The sequence below is a fragment of the Fibrella aquatilis genome (assembly GCF_017353255.1).
In the GTDB taxonomy this organism is placed as follows: domain Bacteria; phylum Bacteroidota; class Bacteroidia; order Cytophagales; family Spirosomataceae; genus Fibrella; species Fibrella aquatilis.
In genome coordinates this window covers 109,865-132,761 of record NZ_JAFMYU010000016.1, presented here as the reverse complement: position 1 = coordinate 132,761, position 22,897 = coordinate 109,865, and the positions used below count along the sequence as shown (strand labels likewise).

Below are 22,897 nucleotides of genomic sequence, written 5' to 3'. Positions count from 1 at the left end.
AATGACCAATGACCATTAATGACCTTTTACCGTCTTTTCCATGCTGAATGCAATCATTCAATTCTCGATTCGTAACAAGCTGATTATCGGCCTGTTTGCGTTGGCCCTCACGCTCTGGGGCGTCTGGTCGGCCACGCAGTTACCCATCGACGCCGTGCCCGATATTACCAATAATCAGGTACAAATTATTACAAGTAGCCCCTCGCTGGCCGCCGAAGACATCGAACGGCTGGTGACGTTTCCCATCGAAGTAAGCCTGTCGAACATTCCCGGCCTGACCGAACTACGGTCGTTTTCTCGGTTTGGTTTATCTATTATCACGGTCGTTTTCACCGACGCTACCGATGTGTACTGGGCGCGGCAACAGATCAGCGAACGCCTCCAGAACGTGGTGAGTCAGATTCCGCCGGGTGTGGGTACGCCCACTATGGCCCCCGTGACGACCGGCCTGGGCGAAATTTTCCAGTATACCGTCACACCCAAAAAGGGCTACGAAAGCAAGTACAGCCTCGCCGACCTGCGCACCATTCAGGACTGGACCATCAGGCGGGGACTGCTGGGCACCGAGGGCGTGGCCGACGTGAGTGGCTTTGGTGGGCTAATGAAACAGTACGAAATCGCCGTTGACCCCGACCGGCTCAAGAGCGTAGGCATTACCATTGCCGACCTGTTTCATGCGCTGCAACAGAACAACCAAAACACCGGCGGGGCCTACATCGACAAGAAACCCAACGCCTACTTTATTCGCTCTGACGGCCTCATCACCTCGCCCGACGACATTGCCAACATTGTAGTGAGGCTGAGCAATGGAGGCAGTAGCATGACCGGTTCGCCGATTCGGGTGCGCGACGTGGCCAAGGTACGGATCGGGTCGGCGGTGCGCTACGGGGCCGTCACGCGCAACGGGCAGGGCGAAACCGTGGGGGCTATCGTGATGATGATCAAGGGCGAGAACTCATCGGCGGTGATCAAGCGGGTGAAATCGAAGATCGCCGAGATCCAGAAAACCTTACCCGAAGGCGTGCAGATCGTTCCGTTTCTGGACCGGACTAAGATGGTCAACAGCGCCATTGGCACCGTAGAACGCAACCTGATGGAGGGCGCGCTGATCGTGATTTTCGTACTGGTACTGCTGCTGGGCAACTTCCGGGCGGGGCTGGTGGTGGCGTCGGTGATTCCGCTGGCGCTGTTGTTTGCGATTTCCATGATGAACCTCTTTGGCGTGTCGGGCAACCTCATGAGCCTCGGTGCTATCGACTTCGGCCTCATCGTCGACGGGGCCGTGATCATCGTGGAGGCCACCATGCACCATTTGCAGGGGCGCAAGAGCGAAAGAGTGAACGAGCGAAAGAGTGAAAGAAGCAGGGGCAGCCTTTCGCCAAATGCAGAGCCTTCCACTCTTTCTGAAGAGCACCTTAGTCAAGCCGAAATGGACGAGGAGGTCTATGGAGCGGCCAGCCGGATAAGGTCGTCGGCGGCGTTTGGCGAGATCATCATCATGATCGTGTACCTGCCCATTTTGTCGTTATCAGGTATCGAAGGCAAGATGTTCCGGCCCATGGCCCTCACGGTGGCCTTTGCCATTTTGGGGGCATTTATTCTGTCGCTGACCTACGTACCCATGATTTCGGCCCTGCTGCTGAGCAAGAAAGTAGCGCATAAGGAATCGTTTTCCGACAAGATCATGAAGCGCCTTTTCCGGGTCTACGAGCCGCTGCTGCTGCGTTCGCTGAAACATCGGGCGCTGATTCTGGGCATAGCCGTACTCTTGCTGGGGGCGGCCCTGTTTACATTCTCGCGCATGGGTGGCGAGTTCATTCCGCAACTGGACGAAGGCGATTTCGCCATCGACACCCGTACGCTCACGGGCAGTTCGCTGAGCGAAACCGTCGATGCGACGCTGAAAGGCGAACGGGTGCTGCTGAGCCAGTTTCCTGAAGTAGAGCAGGTGGTAGCCAAGATCGGCTCCGGCGAAATCCCGACTGACCCCATGTCTATCGAAGCGGCTGATATGATGGTGATTCTCAAGCCCAGAGACCAGTGGACATCGGCCACCACGCGCGACGAACTGGCCGAGAAGATGAGCGAAGCCCTGTCGGCTATTCCCGGCGTCACGTTCGGGATTCAGCAGCCTGTGCAGATGCGGTTTAACGAACTGATGACCGGCTCGCGGCAGGACGTGGCCCTGAAAATCTACGGCGAAGACCTCAACGAACTGACCAAACTGGCTAACCAGGTGGGCGGACTGGTGCGGAAGATAGACGGTGCAACGGACCTCTACATCGAGCAAGTGGGCGGGCTGTCGCAGATTCTGATCAAGCTGGATCGCAACGCCATTGCCAAATACGGCCTCAACGTGACCGACGTGAACCAGACCATCAACACGGCCTTTGCGGGGCAGACGGCGGGGTCGGTTTACGAGGGCGAAAAACGGTATGACCTGGTACTCCGGCTGGCCGAAGACAAACGCCAGACCATCGACGATATTCGCAACTTATACGTGGCCACGCCCGACAACAATCAGATACCGCTGGCGCAGATTGCCACGGTGAGCATGGAACAGGCCCCCAACCAGATTCAGCGCGACCAGACCCACCGCCGCATTACGCTGGGTTTCAACGTGCGGGGCCGCGACGTAGAGAGCATCGTGACTGAATTGCAGCAGAAAGTGCAGTCACAGATCAAGTTTCCGGCGGGGTATTCAGTTACGTACGGCGGCACATTCCAGAATCTGGTCGATGCCAAACAACGCCTCACGATTGCCGTTCCCATTGCGCTGGGGCTGATTTTTGCCCTGCTGTTCTTCACTTTCAACTCGGCCCGGCAGAGCCTGATGATCTTCATGGCCATTCCGCTGGCAGCCATCGGCGGCGTATTTGCGCTGGAATTGCGGGGTATGCCGTTTAGTATTTCGGCGGGGGTTGGGTTCATTGCGCTCTTCGGCGTGGCGGTGCTCAACGGTATCGTGCTCATCGCCGAGTTCAACCGACTACGCCACGAAGACCATCTCACAGACATGGCCGAGATCATCAGGCAGGGGTCCGAAATCAGGCTCCGGCCCGTGATCATGACCGCCCTGGTAGCCTCGTTTGGCTTTATTCCCATGGCCCTGTCCAACTCGGCGGGGGCCGAAGTGCAGAAACCGCTGGCCACCGTTGTCATCGGCGGGCTGCTGACGGCCACGCTTTTGACCCTGATTGTACTGCCGATTCTATATTCGTTGTTTGAGAAAAAATCCTTGGATAAAGAAGTACAGGAAGCCCGGAAGCAACCGACTAAAAATGCCATTTCGGTAGCAACAGCGGTGATTTTGCTGGTATTGCTGGGTACGGTCCAGCAGGGGCGCGCACAGTCTTCAGGCATTCTGTCGCTCAATCAGGCCCTGCAACAGGCGGGTAATCGCAACGCGCAGATTCAGCTGGGTAACATCGGCGTGACGCAACAGCAGGCCCTGCGCCGAACGGCCTATGATGCCGGGCGGTTTTCGGCCACGGCCTTGCTGGGGCAATATAACAGCCGCCGGTTCGACAACAACCTGACCGTGACGCAAACCATTCCAAACCCGGTATTGATGCGCCGCCTGGCCGACCTCAATGACCGCGCCGTGGCCAACCGGCAGGCCGCCGTAGCCGTAACCCAAAACGACGTACGCTATCAGGTAAAGGCGGCTTACTACGACCTGGGCTACCTGCATCAGCGGCGGCAACTCTACCGGCAGCAGGACACCATATTGGCCGAGTTTGTGCAGGCGGCAACGTTGCGCTTTAAAACCGGCGAGACGGGCAGCCTCGAAAAAGCCACCGCCGAGAGCCAACGCGCTGACCAGCAGGTACGTCTGGCGCAACTCGAAGCCGAACTCACCGCCGCCCGCACCCGCCTGAAAACGCTGCTCTACAGCACCGCCCCCGTCGATACCGACGAGCAGCCCCTGCCCAAACTGACCCTCTCCTACAACCCCGACAGCCTGCTGCTGACCCAGCCCGACCAGAACCCGCAGGTACGGTTGTTGCAGTCGCAGATTCAGGTAGCCGAACAATCACGGCTGGTAGAACAGGCCCGCAGCCGACCCGATTTTCTGGTGGGGCTGACTTCACAAACGCTCATCGGCAATCAGCTGATCGACGGGCAGGAGATCTATTTTGGTCCGGGTTATCGGTTCACGGCGGGGCAGTTGGGAGTCTCGTTTCCGCTGTTCGGCAAGGCGCAGAAAGCCCGCGTGGAAGCTGCCCGCGTGGGAGAGCAACTGGCGCAGACGGAATTGCAATCAGGCCAATTCGGGCTTAATCAACAACTGCAACAGGCTGTAGGCCAGTATGTACAGTATCGAAATGCGCTGACCTATTACGAACAAAACGGACTGGCGCAGGCGCAGTTGATTCAGACTAACGCCCGCCGCGCCTTCCGGGGTGGCGACATCGGCTACGTCGAATTTTCGCTGGCCATTCAGCAGGCGCTCACCATCCGGTCGTCGTATCTGGACCTGCTAAATCAGTATAACCAATCGGTTCTCTACATCACCTATTTGCTGGGCAACCCCTAATATGAACGTTTCGCAAATCATTCGTTGTAAAGCAGTTAGCCAACCAGTTGTCTGCCTTTTGTGTATTGGTTTTCTTATTTTTTCGAGCTGTTCGTCAGCCAAAAAAGCAGAGCCTGCCGATGAGGGCGCGGCCCAAAAAGATACGACCGAGGCCATCTCCAAAGACGGTATTGTGCGGGTGTCGCTGACGCAGGCGCAGTATACCGTGGCCGACATCAAGCTGGGCCAACCTACCAACCGCAGCCTTAACACAATCCTGAAAGCCAACGGCCAAATCGACGTACCCGCAGCTAATCTGGTGTCGGTATCAGTGCCATTTGGGGGGTATATCCGTTACATAACGCTTGAGCCGGGGCAGCGAATCCGGAAAGGACAAACGCTGGTAACGCTCGAAAATCCCGATTACATTCAGCTTCAGCAGGATTACCTCGACACCAAAGCCAAGCTCGACTACGCCGACCTGGACTATGCCCGGCAGGAAGAGCTGAGCCGCGAAAACGTGAGCGCGCTGAAGGTTTTCCAGCAAACCCGCTCGAATCGGCAAAGCCTACAGGCCCAACTAGCCGCCGACGCCCAACGACTGGCCATTTTGCGCATCAACCCCGCCACGCTTACCCCCGCCCGAATGACGCGCACCATCACTGTGCCGTCGCCTACGTCGGGCTACATCACCAACGTACCTGTGAACAAGGGCAAGTACGTAAACCCCGCCGACGTGCTGGTTGAGATTACGAATATGGACGACCTGCACGTGCGGCTCAATATTTTCGAGAAAGACATAGGCCAAATTCGGCTGGGGCAACCCGTGCGGTTTGGCATTGGCAATGATGCCGCCCCCATTCACAAAGGCGAGATTTTCCTCATTGGTAAGTCGCTCGCCACCGACCGCACCATCCCCGTTCTGGCCCACCCCGACGAGTTGAAGCCCATTTTCATCCCCGGCGGCTACATTTCGGCCCAAATCGACGTAAAAACGCAGTCGCTGCCTACCTTGCCTGAATCGGCGGTGGTTGGCTTTGGCGGAAAAAACTACATCTACGTGCTGGAATCGAAGAGCGGGCAGCCCGTCACCTACCAGTTTCGGCAGATGGAAGTGCGCACGGGGGTCCGCGAAAATGGCTTTATAGCGGTAAGCCTCTCAGCCGATATCGACCCTGTCAAAACGCCTATTGTCTTAATTGGTGGATACAGCTTGTTGAGCAAATTGAACAATAGCGAGGAAGAGTAACGGATTAGGGATGCCATCGCTTGGAGCGATGGCATCCCTATCACTAGCAACCGCCTGACCTTTTCTATTGACAAATCTCATTGCCTTTGTCGAACACAATACGCCAGAGGCCGGGGGCTTCCTGTCGCCAAATGGAAGTAAAGGTAGCTGTCACTTTACCTTTGGCGTCGCGGACGGGGCCGGAACTGAGCGCCAGCGTACCCGATTCAAGGACTTCTACTTTGTCGGGCTGCCAGGTGAACGGGGCTTCTCTTGCCTCGAAAAAACGTTTCCACCAGGCGGCTACTTCGGCTTTACCATAGAGCGGTTTTCCCACCGAAAAAAAGACGGCTTCGTCTGATAGAAAACCGGTGAAAGCCGCAAAATCCCGGTCGGCCATGGTTTTGGAAAAGGCTCGTTCGGTGTCGGCTACCTGTGCTCTAAGTTTGTCTATTGGGATGGGTTGAGCGGCTGTTTTACCCCAGAATAACAGGACAAAACAGCCAGCAAAGAGGCTGATACGGTTCATAAATGACTGATTTTGAGGCTGATTTTTGTAAATTCCCAATTAGAACAAAAATTAGATACAGGCAGCGAGAAATTTATCTATCAGCTATATGGACTGTGTTTGACGCATGGCTAAAGATCAAAAAAGGGGCATTCCTGCGCAGGAACACCCCTTTTTTTGATTCTTAGCCATGCGTCAGCAACTGTTTACTGCCACTACCAAATGCCACTATTTTCAGTGCTTAAACACTTTCACCTGGTATACGTACGCCTGCATTTGCTTGATTTGCTGCTTGCGCGGCAAACGAGCCATACGACCCCGGCGATTCATCAGCAGCGGGTCGGCCTTGAGCGAATCGGGCGGAATAGCGTTGAGAGCGTTAAGCAATACGTTGGTTTTCACAGCAAACGTGGCACCTTCTGAGGTAATCTGTTTGGCCGTAATAATACCAATTACGTTCCCCCGCTCGTCGAGCAGTGGACCACCCGAGTTGCCGGGGTTCACGCTGATGGCCACCTGATACGCCGCCGAGTCGCCCCGGAAACCTGTGCTGGAACTAAGGTAGCCCTCGCCATATACGATCTCCTCGCGGGGATAGCCCAGCGTGAACACCCGCTCGCCTAAATCCGACGAGCGGGCGTCGAATCCGTAAGGCACCGGGGGTAGGGCATGAAAAGCCGTATCCTGCCCGATTTGCAAAATAGCCAGGTCATGCGTTGGATCGGTATGTACGAGCCGGGCCTTATACACTTCGCCCTGCTGACTCTGCACATAGACCGAGTCGGCCCCCTGCACAATGTGGTTGTTGGTGACCAAGTAGCCCGACGAGGTGAGCAAAAAGCCCGAACCCGCCACCTGACCTGGGTTTTGCTGGAACACTTTCCCCCGCCCACCGATGTTGCTCATCAGCCGGTTTTGGGTTTGTTGGATCACGGCCAGGTTGCGCATCATCATGCTATACTGCACGTCCTGCTTATGGCTGCTTTGGTACGACCGGTAGAGAATAATGGTAGCAAATGTGGTCATGATGGCCACGGCAGCCGCAATAGCCAGCGTAGGCCGATGTATGTTCCACCACAGGCGCACGGGCTGCTGAGGTTCGGCAACAGGTAACAGGGCATCGGCCTCCAGCGACTGATGTACGTTAGTCAGCTTTTCTTTAAACGCCACCCGACGGCCGTAAGCCCGTAGGGTGCTTTCGAAAGAAGTCATATCATCGGCGTTCATTGGTAGTCGTCGTCTTGGTAGTCTTTAAAAAAAATGCGTTTCAACCGCGTCAGGCACTTGTACTTCTGCGTTTTGGCGTTGTCGGCATTGGTATATCCAAACTTCTCCGTGATCGCCTGCATAGACAGGCGGCGGACATAAAAATCATCTAACAGGGTCCGGCATGGTTCGCCCAACTGATCGAGCGAGGTGGCCATCTGCGCAAACTGGTTCTCGCGCCGCTGATGTTCAGCCAGATCAGTAGCCACGTCATCGGCAGGTTCGTCGTCCATGGGTGCCGACCGCAACATCGGTGAGCGTCCTCGCAGGGTTAACTGCCTGAGCCACAACCGCCTGGCTACGGCATAGACAAAGGTTTTGAGTTGACAGTGCAAGTCAAAATCACCCGCCGACACTTTCTCATAGAGCACAATAAGCGTCTCCTGATAAATGTCTTTGGCGTCTTCCGCCGACCCGCTATTCGACAGCACCAGGTGCGAAACCATGGGATAATGCTGCCGGTACAGGTGACTCAATGCTTTATCAGACCCCTCAGCCAACCCGCTCAACAGATCGTCGTCTGTCCAAACCAACCCTATCGCTTCACTCATGAACGCCTACTTCTTAATACAAAATGAGGGCCAAGGGTAACCCAAAAAAAAATTAAAAAATTTTCACAGAAGGTGGGTTACCTTCTTCGTGCCCCAGTATTAACGTATGGAAAGTTAACCAATAACATTTAAACACATAAGATCATGAAAGGCTTCGCAAAATCTGCCCTGTTCGTATTGTCAATCCTTGCTCTGGCTACTAGCTGCGAGAAGAAAGCTGACACCACGTCAACTACAACTTCAGACTCTACGTCAACCATGTCTATGGATTCGTCAGCTACGTCATCTATGGATACCACGATGGCTACCGGTGCTGAATCAACTTCAGCCATGTCATCATCAATGGCGTCTGACTCAGCGAAGTAATATTCTTCGCCACCGCTTACAGAAAGCCCCTCGCAACCGAGGGGCTTTTTGCGTTTGTACCACCCGCATCGGCGGACCGCCCCGGCCCCCTCTTTGGTAAGGAGGGGGCCGGGGCGGTCCGCCGATGCGGGTGGTGGTTGAGTAAGCCTGGGTAAGTGAGGGATCATAATGTGGGGAGATTTATGCATCTTCCAGCCTCTATAACCAATCTCCTACCCTATCTCGATGACTGCAATTCTGGGTGTTCTTTTTCACGCCTTTGGCGGCTTTGCCTCTGGCTCGTTTTATCTACCATTCCGTAACGTAAAAGGCTGGTCGTGGGAAAGTGCCTGGATTGTGGGTGGGCTGGCCTCCTGGATACTTGTACCCTGGATCATGGGTAGCCTCACGGTTCATAACCTGGTTGGTTCCATCATGGCTGCCGACATAGCCACCCTGGGCTGGACCTATTTCTTCGGCGTTTTATGGGGTATTGGCGGGCTAACCTTCGGTTTGTCGATGCGCTACCTGGGCATTTCGCTGGGTATGGCCGTGGCACTGGGCTATTGTTCGGCCTTCGGTACGCTGGTACCACCCATCTGGGCGGGGAGGTTTAATGAATTGCTTACCACGCGCACGGGTCAGTTTACGCTGGCGGGCGTAGTGGTCTGCCTCATCGGCATCGCCGTTTGTGGGCTGGCGGGTTTCCGGAAAGAGGGCGAACTGAACGAAGAACAGCAGAAAGCCACCGTCGCCGAATTCAATCTGCGGAAGGGTATCGGCGTGGCCACGGTGTCGGGTATTCTGAGCGCGTGCTTCTCGTTTGGCCTCACCGCCGGGCACCCTATTGCGGTGTTGGCCGTGCAAAACGGCACCGATCCGCTCTACCAAAACAACGCTATTTATCCCGTACTCCTACTGGGCGGTTTCACCACCAATTTCATCTGGTGCATGATTCTGAATACCCGCAACAAGAGCTTCGGCGATTACCTAGACAGCAGTAAGCTACTGAAAAACAACTACTTGTGGGCTATTCTGGCCGGAACGGTCTGGTATTTCCAGTTTTTTTTCTACGGCATGGGCGACACGTACCTGGGCGACTCGTTCCGGTTTGCGGGCTGGACACTGCACATGGCCTTCATCATCACCTTCAGCACGCTGTGGGGCCTGGTCCTCCACGAGTGGCGCGGCTCCAGCCCCTCCACCCTCCGCATCGTCTACACCGGTCTTGGTATCATTATTTTGTCGACCGTGTTGATTGGGATGGGGAGCCAATTGTAAAGCAGAGAGGTAAGAGGTAAGAGGTAAGAGGGCTGACGCAAGCATATACATGCGTCAGCCCTCTTACCTCTTACCTCTTACCTCTCTGCTTTACAATCCCAGCACCTTCCTGTTAAAGGCCTCGTCTGAGCCGCTGCTGGCGAAGTCGTCGAAGGCGCGCTCGGTGACGCGGATCATGTGGTTCTGGATGAATGGAGCACCCTCAGCGGCACCCTGTTCGGGGTGTTTGATGGCGCACTCCCACTCCAGCACCGCCCAGCCGTCGTAGTCGTACTGCGCCATTTTGCTGAAAATGCTTTTAAAATCGACCTGCCCGTCGCCCAGAGAACGGAACCGACCAGCGCGATTCACCCAGCTTTGAAAACCGCTGTAAACTCCCTGCCGACCCGTGGGGTTAAACTCGGCATCTTTGACGTGGAAGGCGTAGATTCGCTCGTGGTATATATCAATAAACTCCAGATAGTCAAGACATTGCAGTACAAAATGGCTGGGGTCGTAGTTGATCCCCGCCCGTTTGTGGTTGTCTACGGCATCAAGAAATAGCTCAAATGTAGCTCCGTCAAACACGTCTTCGCCGGGGTGTAGTTCATAGCCCACGTTTACACCGGCATCGTCAAAGGCGTCGAGAATGGGTTTCCAGCGTTTGCCCAGTTCGGCAAAACCCGTTTCGACCAAACCGGCGGGGCGTTGGGGCCACGGATAGGCAAACGGCCATTGCAGGGCACCCGTAAACGACACGTGGGCCGTTAAACCCAGATTTTGGCTCGCCTTGGCAGCCAGCATCATCTGATTGACGGCCCATGCCTGTTGCTCAACAGGTTTTCCCGCCAGTTCTGCCGGGCCAAACCCGTCGAACATAGGGGCGTAGGCGGGGTGAACGGCTACAAGCTGCCCCTGCAAGTGAGTAGACAGCTCAGTGATTTCCACGCCGATGTCGGCAAGTTTACCTTTCAGTTCGTCGCAGTAGGTCTTGCTGTCGGCGGCCTGTTGCAGGTCAATCACGCGGGGGTCCCAAGTGGGGAGTTGGATACCCTTGTAGCCGAGGTTGGCCATGTAGCGGGCAATCGAATCGAGCGAATTGAAGGGGGCTTCGTCGCCCATGAATTGCGCGAGAAAGATGCCTGGTCCTTTTAGTGATTTCATATGTGAAAGAGCGAAAGAATGAAAGAGCGAAAGAGTGATTGCGCTGGCATAAACAGGTCAATGGATAAGCCATAGGAACCACTCTTTATCTCTTTCACTCCATGATTGTCAGTCGCTCACTGTTTTACGGGATTTAGAGAGAATTTTTAAAAGCTGATACCCTTCGTCGATCAAGTCTGCCAATCGCTGTTCGGGGACAAGTTGAGCAGCAACCAGCGTTTCGAGCCAGAAAAGCGATTCATCTAACTCTTCAATTACCAAACTTAACTTAGCGAAATATTCCTTGCTGCTCCGGCTTCGACGAACCGCACGAAAGTTGGCAGCGAAAGAAGAAGCAGAGCGAATCAATTGATGACTAAAATGCTGTGCCTCATAACGATTAGGAAGTGCCCGACAAACCGTCAGACATCGAAGCATGACATTAGTCAGTCGGCGACCAACATCTTCCAAAAACTGGCTTTTAGAAAAAGAGGAATAATCAGCGACAGGTTCACCAAGCCAATTTTCATCCCAGTCAAATTCACCATTATAGCTCTCGGTCATTGCAAAACCATTCTTTCGCTCTTTCTGTCTTTCACTCTTTCACTACACCTCAACCCAGCTTTGACTTTTGTTCGATTCTAGAATGCGTTCGCAAATGAGCAACTCCCGATAACCGTCGGCAAACGTAGGGTACGTCGGGTTTTCAGGCTGTTTGCCTGCTTCGATAGCGGCGTAAACTTCCTTGAACATCTGCTTTGAAGTGTCGGGGAAACCTTCGTTGTGCCCACCCGGAAAACCGATTACCGACCGCACTTCGGCGTGAACCAGCGAGGGGTCATCCGTCACGGTTTGGTTAAAGCCGTCGCGGTTACCCATCCAGAGTTGGTTGGGTGATTCTGAATCAAACGCGAACGTCTTTTTCGACCCCGAAATCTCCAGCTTCAACTGATTCTTGCGCCCTGCCGACACCTGCGACACGGTGACAACACCCCGGTTGCCATTATCAAACCGGAGCAGCACGTTGGCGTGGTCTTCGGTGTTAATGGGTACGTCGGCGTAGTCGTCAGGCTGGAGCATCTTGCCCGAATAGGTTTCTACCGGCTTCAGGGGCTTTTTCCGCGTCTTGTGGATCGTGTTGAAATCGGCCAGTACGGCGGTCGTTTTCAGGCCCGTGATGTACTCGATGATATCCATCAGGTGCGACCCAATGTCGGCAATAGCGCGGGAGTCGCCCGATTTGTCAGGTTCGAGGCGCCAGTTGTAGTCCGTTTCGTAGAAGAGCCAGTCTTGCAAATACGAGCCGATAATGCTGTAGACGTCGCCCAGCTCGCCTTTCTCGCGCATGACCTTCATCTGCCGTACCAGCGGGTAGTAGCGGAGGTTGAAATGCACGGCGTTGACGAGGCCCGACTCTTTGGCCAGTTGCACCAGTTCCTCGGCTTCGTGCAGGTCTTTCGCCAGCGGTTTTTCGCAGATGACGTGTTTACCCGCCAGCAACGCCGCTTTCGACTGACTATAGTGCAGGAAATTGGGCGTGCAGATATGGATACTCTGAATGTCGTCCTGCTTCAACAGTTCATCGAACGTGTAGGCGCGGGGAATACCCAACTGTGCGGCCTTGGTTTCGGCCAGTTCCTGCGACACTTCGCAGAGCGCAACGACTTCGACATTGGGCAACCGACGGAGGGCTTCGATGTGCGCGGGACCAATGAAACCGGTGCCAACGACACCAACTTGTATTTTAGTCATTAGAATGAGCGAATTAGTGAAAAAAGAAAAAGGGTTTGTGTTTTTAATCGGCGTAACCCCGGACGCGGGACCGCCCCCGCCCTAAAGGGTGCTTTGCTTACGCGTAAGCAAAGCACCCTTTAGGGCGGGGGGGTACGCCGATACCTTACGAAATAAATTTCGTCCACTTCTCCGACGACTTATCCGACGCGACGACGGTGTCGATGAAGGCCATGCCGCGAACGCCTTCTTCCACGCCGGGAAAATCGAGGCGGATGGGGTCAGGTTCGGTGCCGTTGAGGCGAGCGCGAAGGGTTTGGGCAAAGGCAGTGTAAATATTGGCGAAGGCCTCCAGAAACGCTTCGGGGTGGCCGGCGGGCAGGCGTGTGTTGGCCTGTGCTTCGGGCGAGAGGTCACCCACACCCGTGCGAATGAGACGCGCACCGGCTTCGTTGGTTTTGTAAATCAGCGTGTTAGGCTCCATCTGATGCCACTCTAAACCACCGAATTCCCCGTAGACACGGATGGAGAACGGGTTTTCTTCGCCGTTGGCAATCTGACTGTTGGTGAGTAGCCCCTTGGCACCATTGTCGAACCGGAGCAGCATGTTAGCGTCGTCATCGAGCAGGCGGCCTTCCACGAAAATGGTGAGGTCGGCGCAGAGTTCAGTGATTTTCAGGCCCGTAATGTACTCGGCGAGGTTTTCGGCGTGCGTACCGATGTCGCCCACGCCACCCACTGCGCCTGATTTGGCCGGATCGGTGCGCCAGCTTGCCTGTTTCTGCCCCGTCGCTTCCACCAACTGCGCCAGCCAGCCCTGCGGGTATTCCACGATGACCTTACGAATTTTGCCCAGCTTGCCCGCTTTCACCATCGCCCGGGCTTCCTTCACCATCGGGTAACCGGTGTAGTTGTGGGTAAGGCAGAACAGCAGGCCGGTTTGTTCCACAATGCGTTTTAGCTCGCGGGCCTCGGCCAGGTTCAGCGTCATGGGCTTGTCGCAGACCACGTGGAAGCCGTTTTCGAGGGCCATTTTGGCCGGGGCAAAGTGCATATGGTTGGGCGTCACGACGGTCACGAAATCCATGCGTTCACCGTCGGGAAGCTCCTTTTCCCGGAGAATCATGGCCTCGAAATTGTCGTAAACCCGATTAGGTGGCAGGTAAAGCGCATGGCCCGTTTGCCGCGATTTTTCAGAGTTAGAGCTAAAAGCCCCACACACCAGTTCGATCTCATTGTCGAGAACGGCGGCGCGGCGGTGTACGGCCCCGATGAAGGCGTCGAGGCTACCGCCCACCATGCCCATGCGGAGCTTGCGGTGCGTAGTGGAGGGAATAAACGTAGGGTTCTTGTCGGGCTGAATAGTCATAAACAGACGTTGGTAAGGCTTAGGCTGCAAAGTAAGGACGGGCAACGGCCCCGAAGCAACCCTTATATAAGGAAATCGCAAAAGGGGGCTGATTTACTTTTTAAGGGGAGCCAGGTTGTGCTGGATGTGCAATTCAGCATAACAACCGGGTAATAAGCCGCACGAATCCGCTTTATTCGCAAACCGAGATTACTTGTTTCACCAAAATCATCCTATCTCCTTCCGATTATGAACCAAACCGTCAATCCATCGCGGCTTTTTTTGTCAAGCTGCTTTGCTCTCATCACCACCGCCTTTTCGTTTAGCATACGAGCGGGTATTCTGCCGCAGCTAGGCACCGAGTTTGGCCTGAGCGCCGAACAACTGGGTTTTATCAACTCGATGTGGTTTTTGGGCTTCCCCATTTCCATGATCGTTGGGGGGCTGGTATACCATACCGTTGGGCCAAGAATTATTATGACGGTGGCCTTTGTGGCCCATACGCTGGGTATTCTGCTCACAATCTATTCGGGCGGTTACACGGGTCTACTAATCTCGACACTGTTCATCGGCATCGGCAACGGCTGCACCGAAGCCGCCTGTAATCCGCTGATCGCCGACATGTATTCAGGGGCACAGATGAACAAACAGTTGAACCGCTTCCATATGTGGTTCCCTGGTGGCATTGTGGTGGGTAGCCTGCTGTCGAAGTTCATGACCGACGGTGGCTTTTCGTGGCAGGCTCAGATTTGGGCCATTATGGTGCCGACCCTCATCTATGCGTTCCTGTTTTTCGGCCAGGCGTTTCCAAAACCACGCGTAGAAGGTGTAACGTCGCTGGGCAAAAACTTCCAGGCTATGCTCACGCCGCTTTACCTGTTTATCTTTTGCTGCATGGCGCTGACGGCTATTTCCGAGTTCGGTCCGCAACAGTGGGTGGGCCTCATTATGAGCAAAAGCGGTGCTAGTCCCATGCTGATTCTGGCCCTGGTAACAGGTTTGATGGCTGTTGGCCGGTACTTTGGTGGACCAATCATCCATCGCCTCGACCAAACCGGCGTACTGCTGGGTGGAGCTATCTTCGCCACGATTGGTATCTACCTGTTCAGCACTCAAACGGGCGCAATGGCCTATGTAGCAGCCATTTTCTTCGCCATTGGCGTGTGCTATTTCTGGCCAACAATGATCGGTTTCGTAGCCGAACGCATTCCGTTGAGTGGTGCCCTGGGCATGTCGATTGTGGGGGGCGTGGGCATGTTCTCAACCTCTATTTTCCAGCCCATCATTGGCAAATGGATTGATAGCGAACGGGTTACCAAAGCCGCCACGGGCCTCACGGGCGATGCCCTCGAACTGGCTGCCGGACAGGCCACGCTGACTAAAATGACCACGTTCCCCATTATTCTGATCGTGGCCTTCGCAGGTCTCTATTTCTTCATGCGCAACCGCAAAGTAGACCACAGCCTGGATGAAGTGGCAGCTCAACAGCCACAGTTGTAAGCATCACCCCACCGTAGTGGCGGGGTTCTACTCAAAGCGGTGCCAGACCTGATCGGGCACCGCTTTTTTGTGCCCGATCAGGTACACTTGTAGAAAATTGCATCCTTCTATGATATTTTTTAATTAATCTTTAATTATTATTGAAAATTTTGTAATATATTTTTAACGCCAAATAATCGGTTGAATATTTCAGGAATTACAGAATATTAGAATACAACCTGTTTATCTTAACGTCAACCGATTATGAGAAAATATACCCTGTATGGGCTGTTGCTCTGTCTGATGCTATGCGCCAGCAGTGCCATAGCTCAATCCATCAAAGGCCGGGTGCTATCGGCCAACGGGGCGGGCCTGCCGGGGGCTAACGTGCTCGTGAAAGGCACCAACACCGGGTCCTCTACCAACGCAGATGGCGGCTTCACGATCTCGGCCTCGCCCACCGACAAGCTGGTGATCTCGTACATTGGGTACGTATCGCAGGAAGTGACCGTGGGCAACCGCACCGAAATTGAACTAACTCTGGCCGAAGATGCCTCGCAACTAAGCGAAGTGGTGGTGACGGCTCTGGGTATCGAGCGCGAGAAGAAAGCACTGGGCTATAACATCCAGGAATTGAAAGGCTCGGAACTGACGCAGGCACGGCCTACCAACCTGGTCAACGCTCTGTCGGGGAAGATTGCTGGAGTGCAGGTGACGGGGTCCAACGGGCAGCCGGGGGCGTCATCGCGGGTGCTCATTCGGGGGGCTAATTCCATCGGCAGTAATAATCAGCCCCTGTTTGTGGTCGATGGCATCCCGATTGACAATGGTAGCTATAACACCGCACCGGGCAGCACAGGCAACACCAACAACGTGACGGTTGATTATGGCAACGGCGCCTCGGCCATCAACCCCGACGATATCGACAATATCTCGGTGTTGAAAGGGGCCAACGCGGCGGCACTGTATGGCTCACGAGCGGCCAACGGGGTCATTCTGATTACCACCAAATCGGGTAAGGGCAGCAAAGGGCTGGGCATTTCGGGCAATATCAACTCCACGTTCGACACGCCGTTTCGGTTGCCCAACTACCAGAACGTGTACGGACAGGGCTTTAAAGGGCAGTTTGCCTACGTCGATGGCAAAGGCGGCGGCACCAACGACGGGGTAGATGAAAGCTGGGGACCGAAACTCGACGGGCGGCTGATTTCGCAGTTTAACTCGCCGGTTGACCCCACCACGGGTGTACGGACGGCCACGCCCTGGATTGCCCGGCCCGACAACGTGAAGAATTTTCATGAAGTGGGCATGACCAACACCCAGAACGTGGGTATCACGGGCGGCAACGACAAAGGCGACGTGCGGCTGTCGTTTACAAACCTGTACCAGAGCGGCATGTACCCCAACACCAACTACCGCCGCCAGAACGTGGCGCTGAATGCGGGCTATAACCTGGCCAAAAACCTGACCGTGCGTACGGCGGTCAACTACATCCGCGACGGGTCGGACAACCGGCAGAACCTGAATCTGTACTGGACGTGGTTTGGGCGGCAGGTGGATCTGGACGACCTGAAGCAATATCAGGAACCCGGCACCGACCTTAGTCTGTGGCCCATGCAGCGCAACTGGAACCTTAACTACTGGAACAATCCCTACTTCGCCTTGAACAAGCTGCTCTACGCCAACGACAAAGACAGGATCGTGGGCAATGTGCAACTGATCTACAAACCGCTGCCGTGGCTTACGGTTATGGGCCGCACGGGTACCGACGTGTCGCTGGATCGGCGCAACACCAAACGGGCGCGGAGCGTGGGCATTCCTAATGGCGATTTCGCGCTCGACAACGTCTTCACCCGCGAGTCGAACTCCGATTTCCTGGTTACGGCCGACAAAACATTCAGCGATTTCCGGGTAACGATCAACGCGGGCGGCAACCGGCGCTACAACTATTTCGAGCGGCAGTATATGTACGCCCCGGAGCTGAAAATCCCGAACCTGTACAACATTGGCAACGCGTCGGTGGCGCGCACGAACTACAACCGGCTGACCGAAAAGAGCGTGAACAGCCTCTACGCGGCGGGTACGTTCTCTTTCCGCGATTATCTGTTTCTGGACGTAACGGCCCGCAACGACTGGTCCTCTACCCTGCCCGCTGGCAACCGGAGCTACTTCTATCCGTCGTTTTCGGGTAGCGCGGTCCTGACCGACGCGCTTGGTTTTCAGTCATCTACGCTGCCGTATCTGAAAGTGCGGGCCTCGTGGGCGCAGGTGGGTAACGACACCGACCCCTATAGCACGGCACAGGTATACAACGCCGAAGACCCCTGGGGCGCTACCACGACGTTCTCGGAAAACAACCTGATCTACAACCCCAACCTCCGCCCCGAAATCACGCGGGCTACCGAGGCTGGTATTGAAGCCCGGCTGTTTGGCAACCGCGTAAACCTGGAGGTGACGTATTATACCAAAACCACGTTCGACCAGATTTTGCGGGCCAACGTACCCCAGAGTTCGGGCTATTTCAACACGATCATCAACGCGGGCGAAATCCGCAATTCGGGGTGGGAAGTGGAGCTAAGCGGCTCGCCGGTGAAGACGGGGGCCTTCCGCTGGGACGTGACCGTCAACTACGCCCGCAACCGGTCGGAGGTGGTAGATCTGGGCGGATTGCCTAATTACCAGATCAACACGGGTGCGCTATTGCGCAACGTGATTCTAGAGGCCCGGCCCGGCTATGCCTACGGGAATTTCTACGGCACCTACTACCGCCGCGACCCATCGGGCAACCTGATTTTCGACAGCAAGGGTTACCCCGTCATGTCGTCGGACCGGAAAGTGATTGGCAACATTATGCCGAAATGGACGGGCGGTATTCAGAATTCGTTCACCTACAAGTTCTTGACGTTCAGTACGTTGTTTGACATGCGCGTGGGTGGACAATTGTTTGCGCACTCGGTCAACATTGGCCGCTACACGGGCGTTCTGGCCGAAACCCTACCCGGTCGTGAGGGGGGTATTGTGGGCGAAGGCGTGGTGGAAATCAAGAACGCCGACGGCACTTTCAGCTACCAGCCCAACACCACGCGGGTAGCCCTGCCGGAAGATTATTACCACAATTTCTACAACCGGAATAACAACGAAGCTTACATGTTCGACGCCGATTATGTGAAATGGCGCGAGGCTCGTTTCTCGGTGGCGCTGCCCAACAAGTGGTTTGGCCGTACGCCGTTCCGGGGTGTCACGCTGTCGGTAGTAGGCCGGAATCTGGCCCTACTCTACTCGAAAGTGCCGCATGTCGACCCCGAAACCAGCTATTACGGCGACGGCAACGTACAGGGTTTCGAAAACGGCAACCTGCCCTCGGCCCGCAGCATTGGTTTTAATCTAGGATTCAACTTGTAAAATACCTCACCCCCAGCCCCTCTCAGCAGGAGAGGGGCTGGGGGTGAGGTAGTATAACTATGAAAAAGATACTCGTTCTCTCTCTCGCTCTTTCACTCGTTCTCTCTTCCTGCGAGAAAAATTTTGATACCATCAACGCCAACCCGAACGACCCCACGAGCGTGCCGCCGGAGTTGCTGCTGCCCCACGGTATTAAGCTGGCCGTTAACTCGGTACAGGGCGGGTCATTGGGTCTCGATGTGGGACCGCTGTGGGCACAGCACCTGGCCCGGATTCAGTATACGGAGGTGGATCAGTACAATTTCACTACCGACGTTCAGGACACGCCCTGGCGCGATTTGTACATCGAAGCCAACGCCGATTTCCAGAAAATCATCGATCTCGGTAAGTCGACGAGCAACGAGAACTACCAGGCCATCGGGCTGATTATGCGGTCGTATGTGTTCTCGCAACTGACCGACGTCTATGGCGATATTCCGTATAAAGAGGCCCTGCTGGGCACCAAAGGCAATGTGTTGCCGAAATACGATACGCAGAAAACGGTATACGCCGGACTGGTGGCCGACCTGAAAACGGCCAGCGACCTCATCAACACCAAGGCCGTTGACAAGACCGCCGACATTCTGCTGGCGGGTAACATGACGGGTTGGAAGAAATTTGCCAACTCGCTGAGCCTGCGCCTTCTGAACCGGATGGTGGGTAAATCGGATTCGCCCATCGATACAAAAGCCGAGATGACGCGTATCCTGAGCGACCCCACGAAGTACCCCGTGCTGACAAGTAACGCCGACAATATTCAGCTAACGTACCTGGCCGACGCGCCCAACAACAACCCGACCAATCAGAACCGCAAAACGCGCGACGACCATCGGGTAAGCAAAACGCTGATCGACAAGCTGACGGCCCTCAAAGACCCCCGGCTGGCCGTATACGCCGCCCTGCCTGCCGGAGGCGGCACATACGCGGGCGTTCCCAACGGCCTGCCCAACGCCGACGCCTCGGCACTGGGCCTGACGAAGACCTCGAAAATCGGCGATTATTTTGTGCGGGGCGCTACGCCGGGCGTGCTGGTATCCTATGCCGAACTGAACTTCATCAAAGCCGAAGCGGCCCTGAACGGCATTACTGCGGCGGGTGATGCGGCCAAAGCGTATGAAGAAGGTATCCGCGCTTCGATGACGCAATACAGCCTGACGTTACCAGCCGACTACCTCACACTGAACAAGTTGAGCACCGGCACAGCGGCGCTAACGCAGGTGATAGAGCAGAAATGGCTGGCCTTATTCGGGCAAAGCGTAGAGGCCTGGACGGAAGTTCGCCGGACGGGTATTCCGGCCCTGAAAATTCCACCCACCAACTACAACGACGGTGTGCTGCCCCAACGCCTCCCCTACCCATCTAACGAGGAGAACCTCAACACCGACAATTTCAAAGCCGCCCTCACCAGCATGGGTGGTAGCAACACGATGAAAACAAAGCTGTGGTGGAGGAAGTGATTTACGATGTACGATTGACGAATTACGATTTATTGCTTACGCTGAAGCAAGACTATTCTGGCGTAAGCAATAAATCGTAATTCGTAATTCATACATCGTAAATCCTAAAACTCCGTCTTCCACTGCACCGTCCATCCGGTTTGAATGTGCTTGGGGAGAGGAATTCCCAGCAGGCCGGTGGCGGGGTTCATGGCCGAGAGGGTCAGGGGGGTTGACTCCCTGGTTTCGGCAGAGATGACGCGGGTGGCACGGAGGAAAATCTGTCCCCGGCTGTCTATTTCGTCTACGACGGCATAGAGCGCGTCGCCGGGTTTGAGTTCTACATCACCTACCTGAGCCTCCTGCGTTACAGTAAAAGCCCAGCTTTGGCCAAGGGCGGCTTTACCGGCTTTCTGTAATTTGGCTTCTACTTCGCCGGTGAAGATGGCGGGCGTTTTGGGTCGTTGCGCCAGCAGGTTGTTCAACACACTATCCATCACGGCGGCTTCGCTACCCCGGGCGGGCGAGTCAATGGGGGTGCCCGTCAGTTCGGGGTCTTCATCCACGAGCCAGCCCATCTTGCGGGCCTGCTGCTGTTCGCGGGCGTAGGGATCATCCAGATACGCCATCAGGCCCGAACTCATATTGGCGTATTTGCCGGGGTTGACCAGTAACTCCTTCATGGCCAGCATTCTATATAGATAGTAGCCGGTTTCGGGGTTGAGCGTCATGTCGTAGTAGCTGCGCGTACTTTGCCGCACCATCTTCTTTTCAATCATGCCCATGCCGCCGTTATAAGCTGCTGCCGCCAGTGTCCAGGAACCGAGGCGTTTGTAGAGCGATTTCAGATACCGGCACGCCGCCTCCGTCGATTTCACCAGATCGGTGCGGTCGTCGTTGCCCGCCTCGATGCGCATACCCATGTCTTTGGCCGTTTCGTCCATAAACTGCCAGTACCCCACCGCCCCCGCCGACGACACCGCCGTGGCCTGCCAGTTGCTCTCGATTAGCGGCATATACTTGAAATCGTTGGGGACTTTGTGGCGGGCCAGAATGGGTTCGATCACCGCGAAATACGGTGCCGACCGCTGATGCAACAGTTGCACCCGCTTGGCATAGCCCGACGTATTCATGAGCGCCACGGCCAGTTTGGTAGCCACGTCGCCCTGCTCGGTAGGCACGAGTTCACCAGCGAAGTTGGTGCGCTGGATGGGTTGCGGCGAGGGTAATTTGGTCTTGGCAACAACCTGATGAGCCGCTTTTTTCGGCTTGGCCTTTGACTGTGCAACGGAGAATTGTACAACAGACAAAAGCAGTAAACTGCTTAAAATGAACGAATTACATATGCGTGATTCTGATTTCAAGGCAATTTTTAGCTGGTGCTTCCAAAGAACACAACGCAGGCCTGGTTTGGTTCGTATATGGCATTGAGCATGCGGTGAAGCTAAAACTAATAGGTAAGAGAAGTGGCTAGAATTTAAGAAAGGTTAACAGGGCAAATACAGGCTATTGCAGCACTTTTGCGACACTTAATCTCATGTTAGCCATGAAACAAGTTCCCCTGTTAACACTATTCTTTATGGTTGTTACCAACGCTATCTACGGCCAGCACACGGTCCGGTATGTTGGCACCTACACTACCTTCACAATACCTTTTGAGAGTGACTCCATCACATTTGCGGTGGTCGCGGGTAAGGGAGAGCTAATTAGGAAAAAACCTATCTTCCTATTTCGGCAAGGGTCATTACCCATTCCGTTGTTTGAATTGAAACCAAAAAGCAAGCGCCCGCTGCTAACTGAATTGCCTGCTACTTGCGATGACCACCAAGCCGATCAATACAGCATTATAATTGCCAAACCAGGGGTGCCGCTGTTAGTGCATGGTAGTTATTTGGATTCACTTTTCAACACCCGCAACAACCCCATACCTAGCATGTATCCGCCGCGCTACCTGCAACACAACTACCTCGACTATTATGTTCGTCAAACCAATGCCGTACTGGCGTTCGTATTGAAGCAACCGTGGGCCGATTCTCGGCGGGTAGTGATAGCTGGTGGCTCAGAAGGCTACCACGTAGCGATTAAAACAGCTTATACCAACTCCGTAGTAACTCATTTGATTGCTTTTTCGGGTCACTTGGAAGGGCGTATGAACGGGCAGATTCGTGAGGCCAGAATGCGTGGATTTACACGTGAAGATAGCCCGGCAGAGACACAGCGAAATATTGAAGAACTGCAACAAACTTGGTCTGCTATCTGCCGTGATTCACTCAACACCACCATTCAGGGCGGCGATCCTTACAGAACCACTTATTCTTTTTCGCATAATAACAACCTCAACTATTTGCTGTCGCTCAAAATACCTATCCTCATCATCTACGGTACTGCTGACATCGGGGCTACTTCCAACGACATCCTACCGCTTGAATTTGCCCGGCGTGGTAAAACCAATCTGACTGTAAAACCTTACATAGACCACGATCATGTGTACTACAAACTGACATATGGAACTGACGGTAAAGTAGTTAGTAAAGAGTACAACGGTGTAGCTGTAGAGCGTGATTATTTCGAATGGATACGGACGCATTAAGCCTTCTTAGTCGAGATCCTTAGCGCCCCAAAACAGAAAGGCCCGTTCCAGG

At 54.8% G+C, this 22,897-nt stretch carries 16 protein-coding genes; 7 read left to right on the top strand and 9 right to left on the bottom strand.

Going from position 1 to position 22,897, the window contains the following annotated elements; translation table 11 throughout:
* Nucleotides 1–40 precede the first annotated feature (40 nt).
* Nucleotides 41–4,540 carry a CusA/CzcA family heavy metal efflux RND transporter gene (locus J2I48_RS18730; protein WP_207337016.1) on the top strand — a complete coding sequence of 1,500 codons (4,500 nt, stop codon included), beginning with the start codon at nt 41–43 and terminating at the stop codon, nt 4,538–4,540.
* Nucleotide 4,541: 1 nt separating this feature from the next.
* Nucleotides 4,542–5,768 (top strand): efflux RND transporter periplasmic adaptor subunit, encoded by a 1,227-nt coding sequence (locus tag J2I48_RS18725; RefSeq protein ID WP_207337015.1) that lies wholly within the window; start codon nt 4,542–4,544, stop codon nt 5,766–5,768.
* Nucleotides 5,769–5,832: 64 nt separating this feature from the next.
* Here the strand turns inward: J2I48_RS18725 and J2I48_RS18720 are convergent, their stop codons facing one another.
* The 4 genes from J2I48_RS18720 to J2I48_RS18705 all read right to left on the bottom strand — a co-directional run bounded on the left by J2I48_RS18720 (nt 5,833) and on the right by J2I48_RS18705 (nt 8,605).
* A complete protein-coding gene (locus J2I48_RS18720; RefSeq protein WP_207337014.1) occupies nt 5,833–6,276 on the bottom strand; it encodes a YybH family protein in 444 nt (147 codons plus the stop codon).
* A 213-nt stretch (nt 6,277–6,489) separates the two neighbouring features.
* Entirely contained in the window at nt 6,490–7,467 is a 978-nt protein-coding gene (locus J2I48_RS18715; protein WP_229376483.1) for a S1C family serine protease, read from the bottom strand.
* Between the two features lie 11 nt (nt 7,468–7,478).
* On the bottom strand, nt 7,479–8,072 hold the full coding sequence (locus J2I48_RS18710; RefSeq protein WP_207337012.1) for an RNA polymerase sigma factor: 594 nt from the start codon (nt 8,070–8,072) through the stop codon (nt 7,479–7,481).
* A 128-nt stretch (nt 8,073–8,200) separates the two neighbouring features.
* Nucleotides 8,201–8,605, bottom strand: coding sequence for a hypothetical protein (locus J2I48_RS18705; protein WP_207337011.1), 405 nt, complete (start codon nt 8,603–8,605; stop codon nt 8,201–8,203).
* 58 nt (nt 8,606–8,663) lie between these two features.
* Here J2I48_RS18705 and rhaT point away from each other — a divergent pair, with 58 nt between their 5' ends.
* A complete protein-coding gene (gene rhaT, locus J2I48_RS18700) occupies nt 8,664–9,698 on the top strand; it encodes an L-rhamnose/proton symporter RhaT (protein WP_207337010.1) in 1,035 nt (344 codons plus the stop codon).
* Nucleotides 9,699–9,788: 90 nt separating this feature from the next.
* Here rhaT and J2I48_RS18695 read toward each other — a convergent pair whose 3' ends face one another.
* From J2I48_RS18695 to J2I48_RS18680, 4 genes are all read right to left on the bottom strand, one after another.
* Nucleotides 9,789–10,841 carry a sugar phosphate isomerase/epimerase family protein gene (locus J2I48_RS18695; RefSeq protein ID WP_207337009.1) on the bottom strand — a complete coding sequence of 351 codons (1,053 nt, stop codon included), beginning with the start codon at nt 10,839–10,841 and terminating at the stop codon, nt 9,789–9,791.
* A gap of 108 nt (nt 10,842–10,949) precedes the next feature.
* Entirely contained in the window at nt 10,950–11,384 is a 435-nt protein-coding gene (locus J2I48_RS18690; RefSeq protein ID WP_207337008.1) for a four helix bundle protein, read from the bottom strand.
* 42 nt (nt 11,385–11,426) lie between these two features.
* Entirely contained in the window at nt 11,427–12,572 is a 1,146-nt protein-coding gene (locus J2I48_RS18685; RefSeq protein WP_207337007.1) for a Gfo/Idh/MocA family protein, read from the bottom strand.
* Between the two features lie 145 nt (nt 12,573–12,717).
* Nucleotides 12,718–13,857: a Gfo/Idh/MocA family protein gene (locus J2I48_RS18680; protein WP_207337044.1), complete on the bottom strand. Its 1,140-nt coding sequence runs from the start codon at nt 13,855–13,857 to the stop codon at nt 12,718–12,720.
* Between the two features lie 291 nt (nt 13,858–14,148).
* Here J2I48_RS18680 and J2I48_RS18675 point away from each other — a divergent pair, with 291 nt between their 5' ends.
* From J2I48_RS18675 to J2I48_RS18665, 3 genes are all read left to right on the top strand, one after another.
* The gene (locus tag J2I48_RS18675; protein ID WP_207337006.1) at nt 14,149–15,399 is read left to right on the top strand and encodes an MFS transporter; all 1,251 of its coding nucleotides are present in this window, start codon (nt 14,149–14,151) and stop codon (nt 15,397–15,399) included.
* Nucleotides 15,400–15,642: 243 nt separating this feature from the next.
* A complete protein-coding gene (locus J2I48_RS18670; protein WP_207337005.1) occupies nt 15,643–18,780 on the top strand; it encodes a SusC/RagA family TonB-linked outer membrane protein in 3,138 nt (1,045 codons plus the stop codon).
* Between the two features lie 59 nt (nt 18,781–18,839).
* Nucleotides 18,840–20,276 carry a SusD/RagB family nutrient-binding outer membrane lipoprotein gene (locus tag J2I48_RS18665; protein WP_207337004.1) on the top strand — a complete coding sequence of 479 codons (1,437 nt, stop codon included), beginning with the start codon at nt 18,840–18,842 and terminating at the stop codon, nt 20,274–20,276.
* 104 nt (nt 20,277–20,380) lie between these two features.
* Here J2I48_RS18665 and J2I48_RS18660 read toward each other — a convergent pair whose 3' ends face one another.
* Nucleotides 20,381–21,565 carry a lytic transglycosylase domain-containing protein gene (locus tag J2I48_RS18660; RefSeq protein ID WP_229376481.1) on the bottom strand — a complete coding sequence of 395 codons (1,185 nt, stop codon included), beginning with the start codon at nt 21,563–21,565 and terminating at the stop codon, nt 20,381–20,383.
* A 236-nt stretch (nt 21,566–21,801) separates the two neighbouring features.
* Between J2I48_RS18660 and J2I48_RS18655 the strand changes: the two genes are divergently transcribed.
* A complete protein-coding gene (locus J2I48_RS18655; protein WP_207337003.1) occupies nt 21,802–22,845 on the top strand; it encodes a hypothetical protein in 1,044 nt (347 codons plus the stop codon).
* Nucleotides 22,846–22,897: the final 52 nt, after the last annotated feature.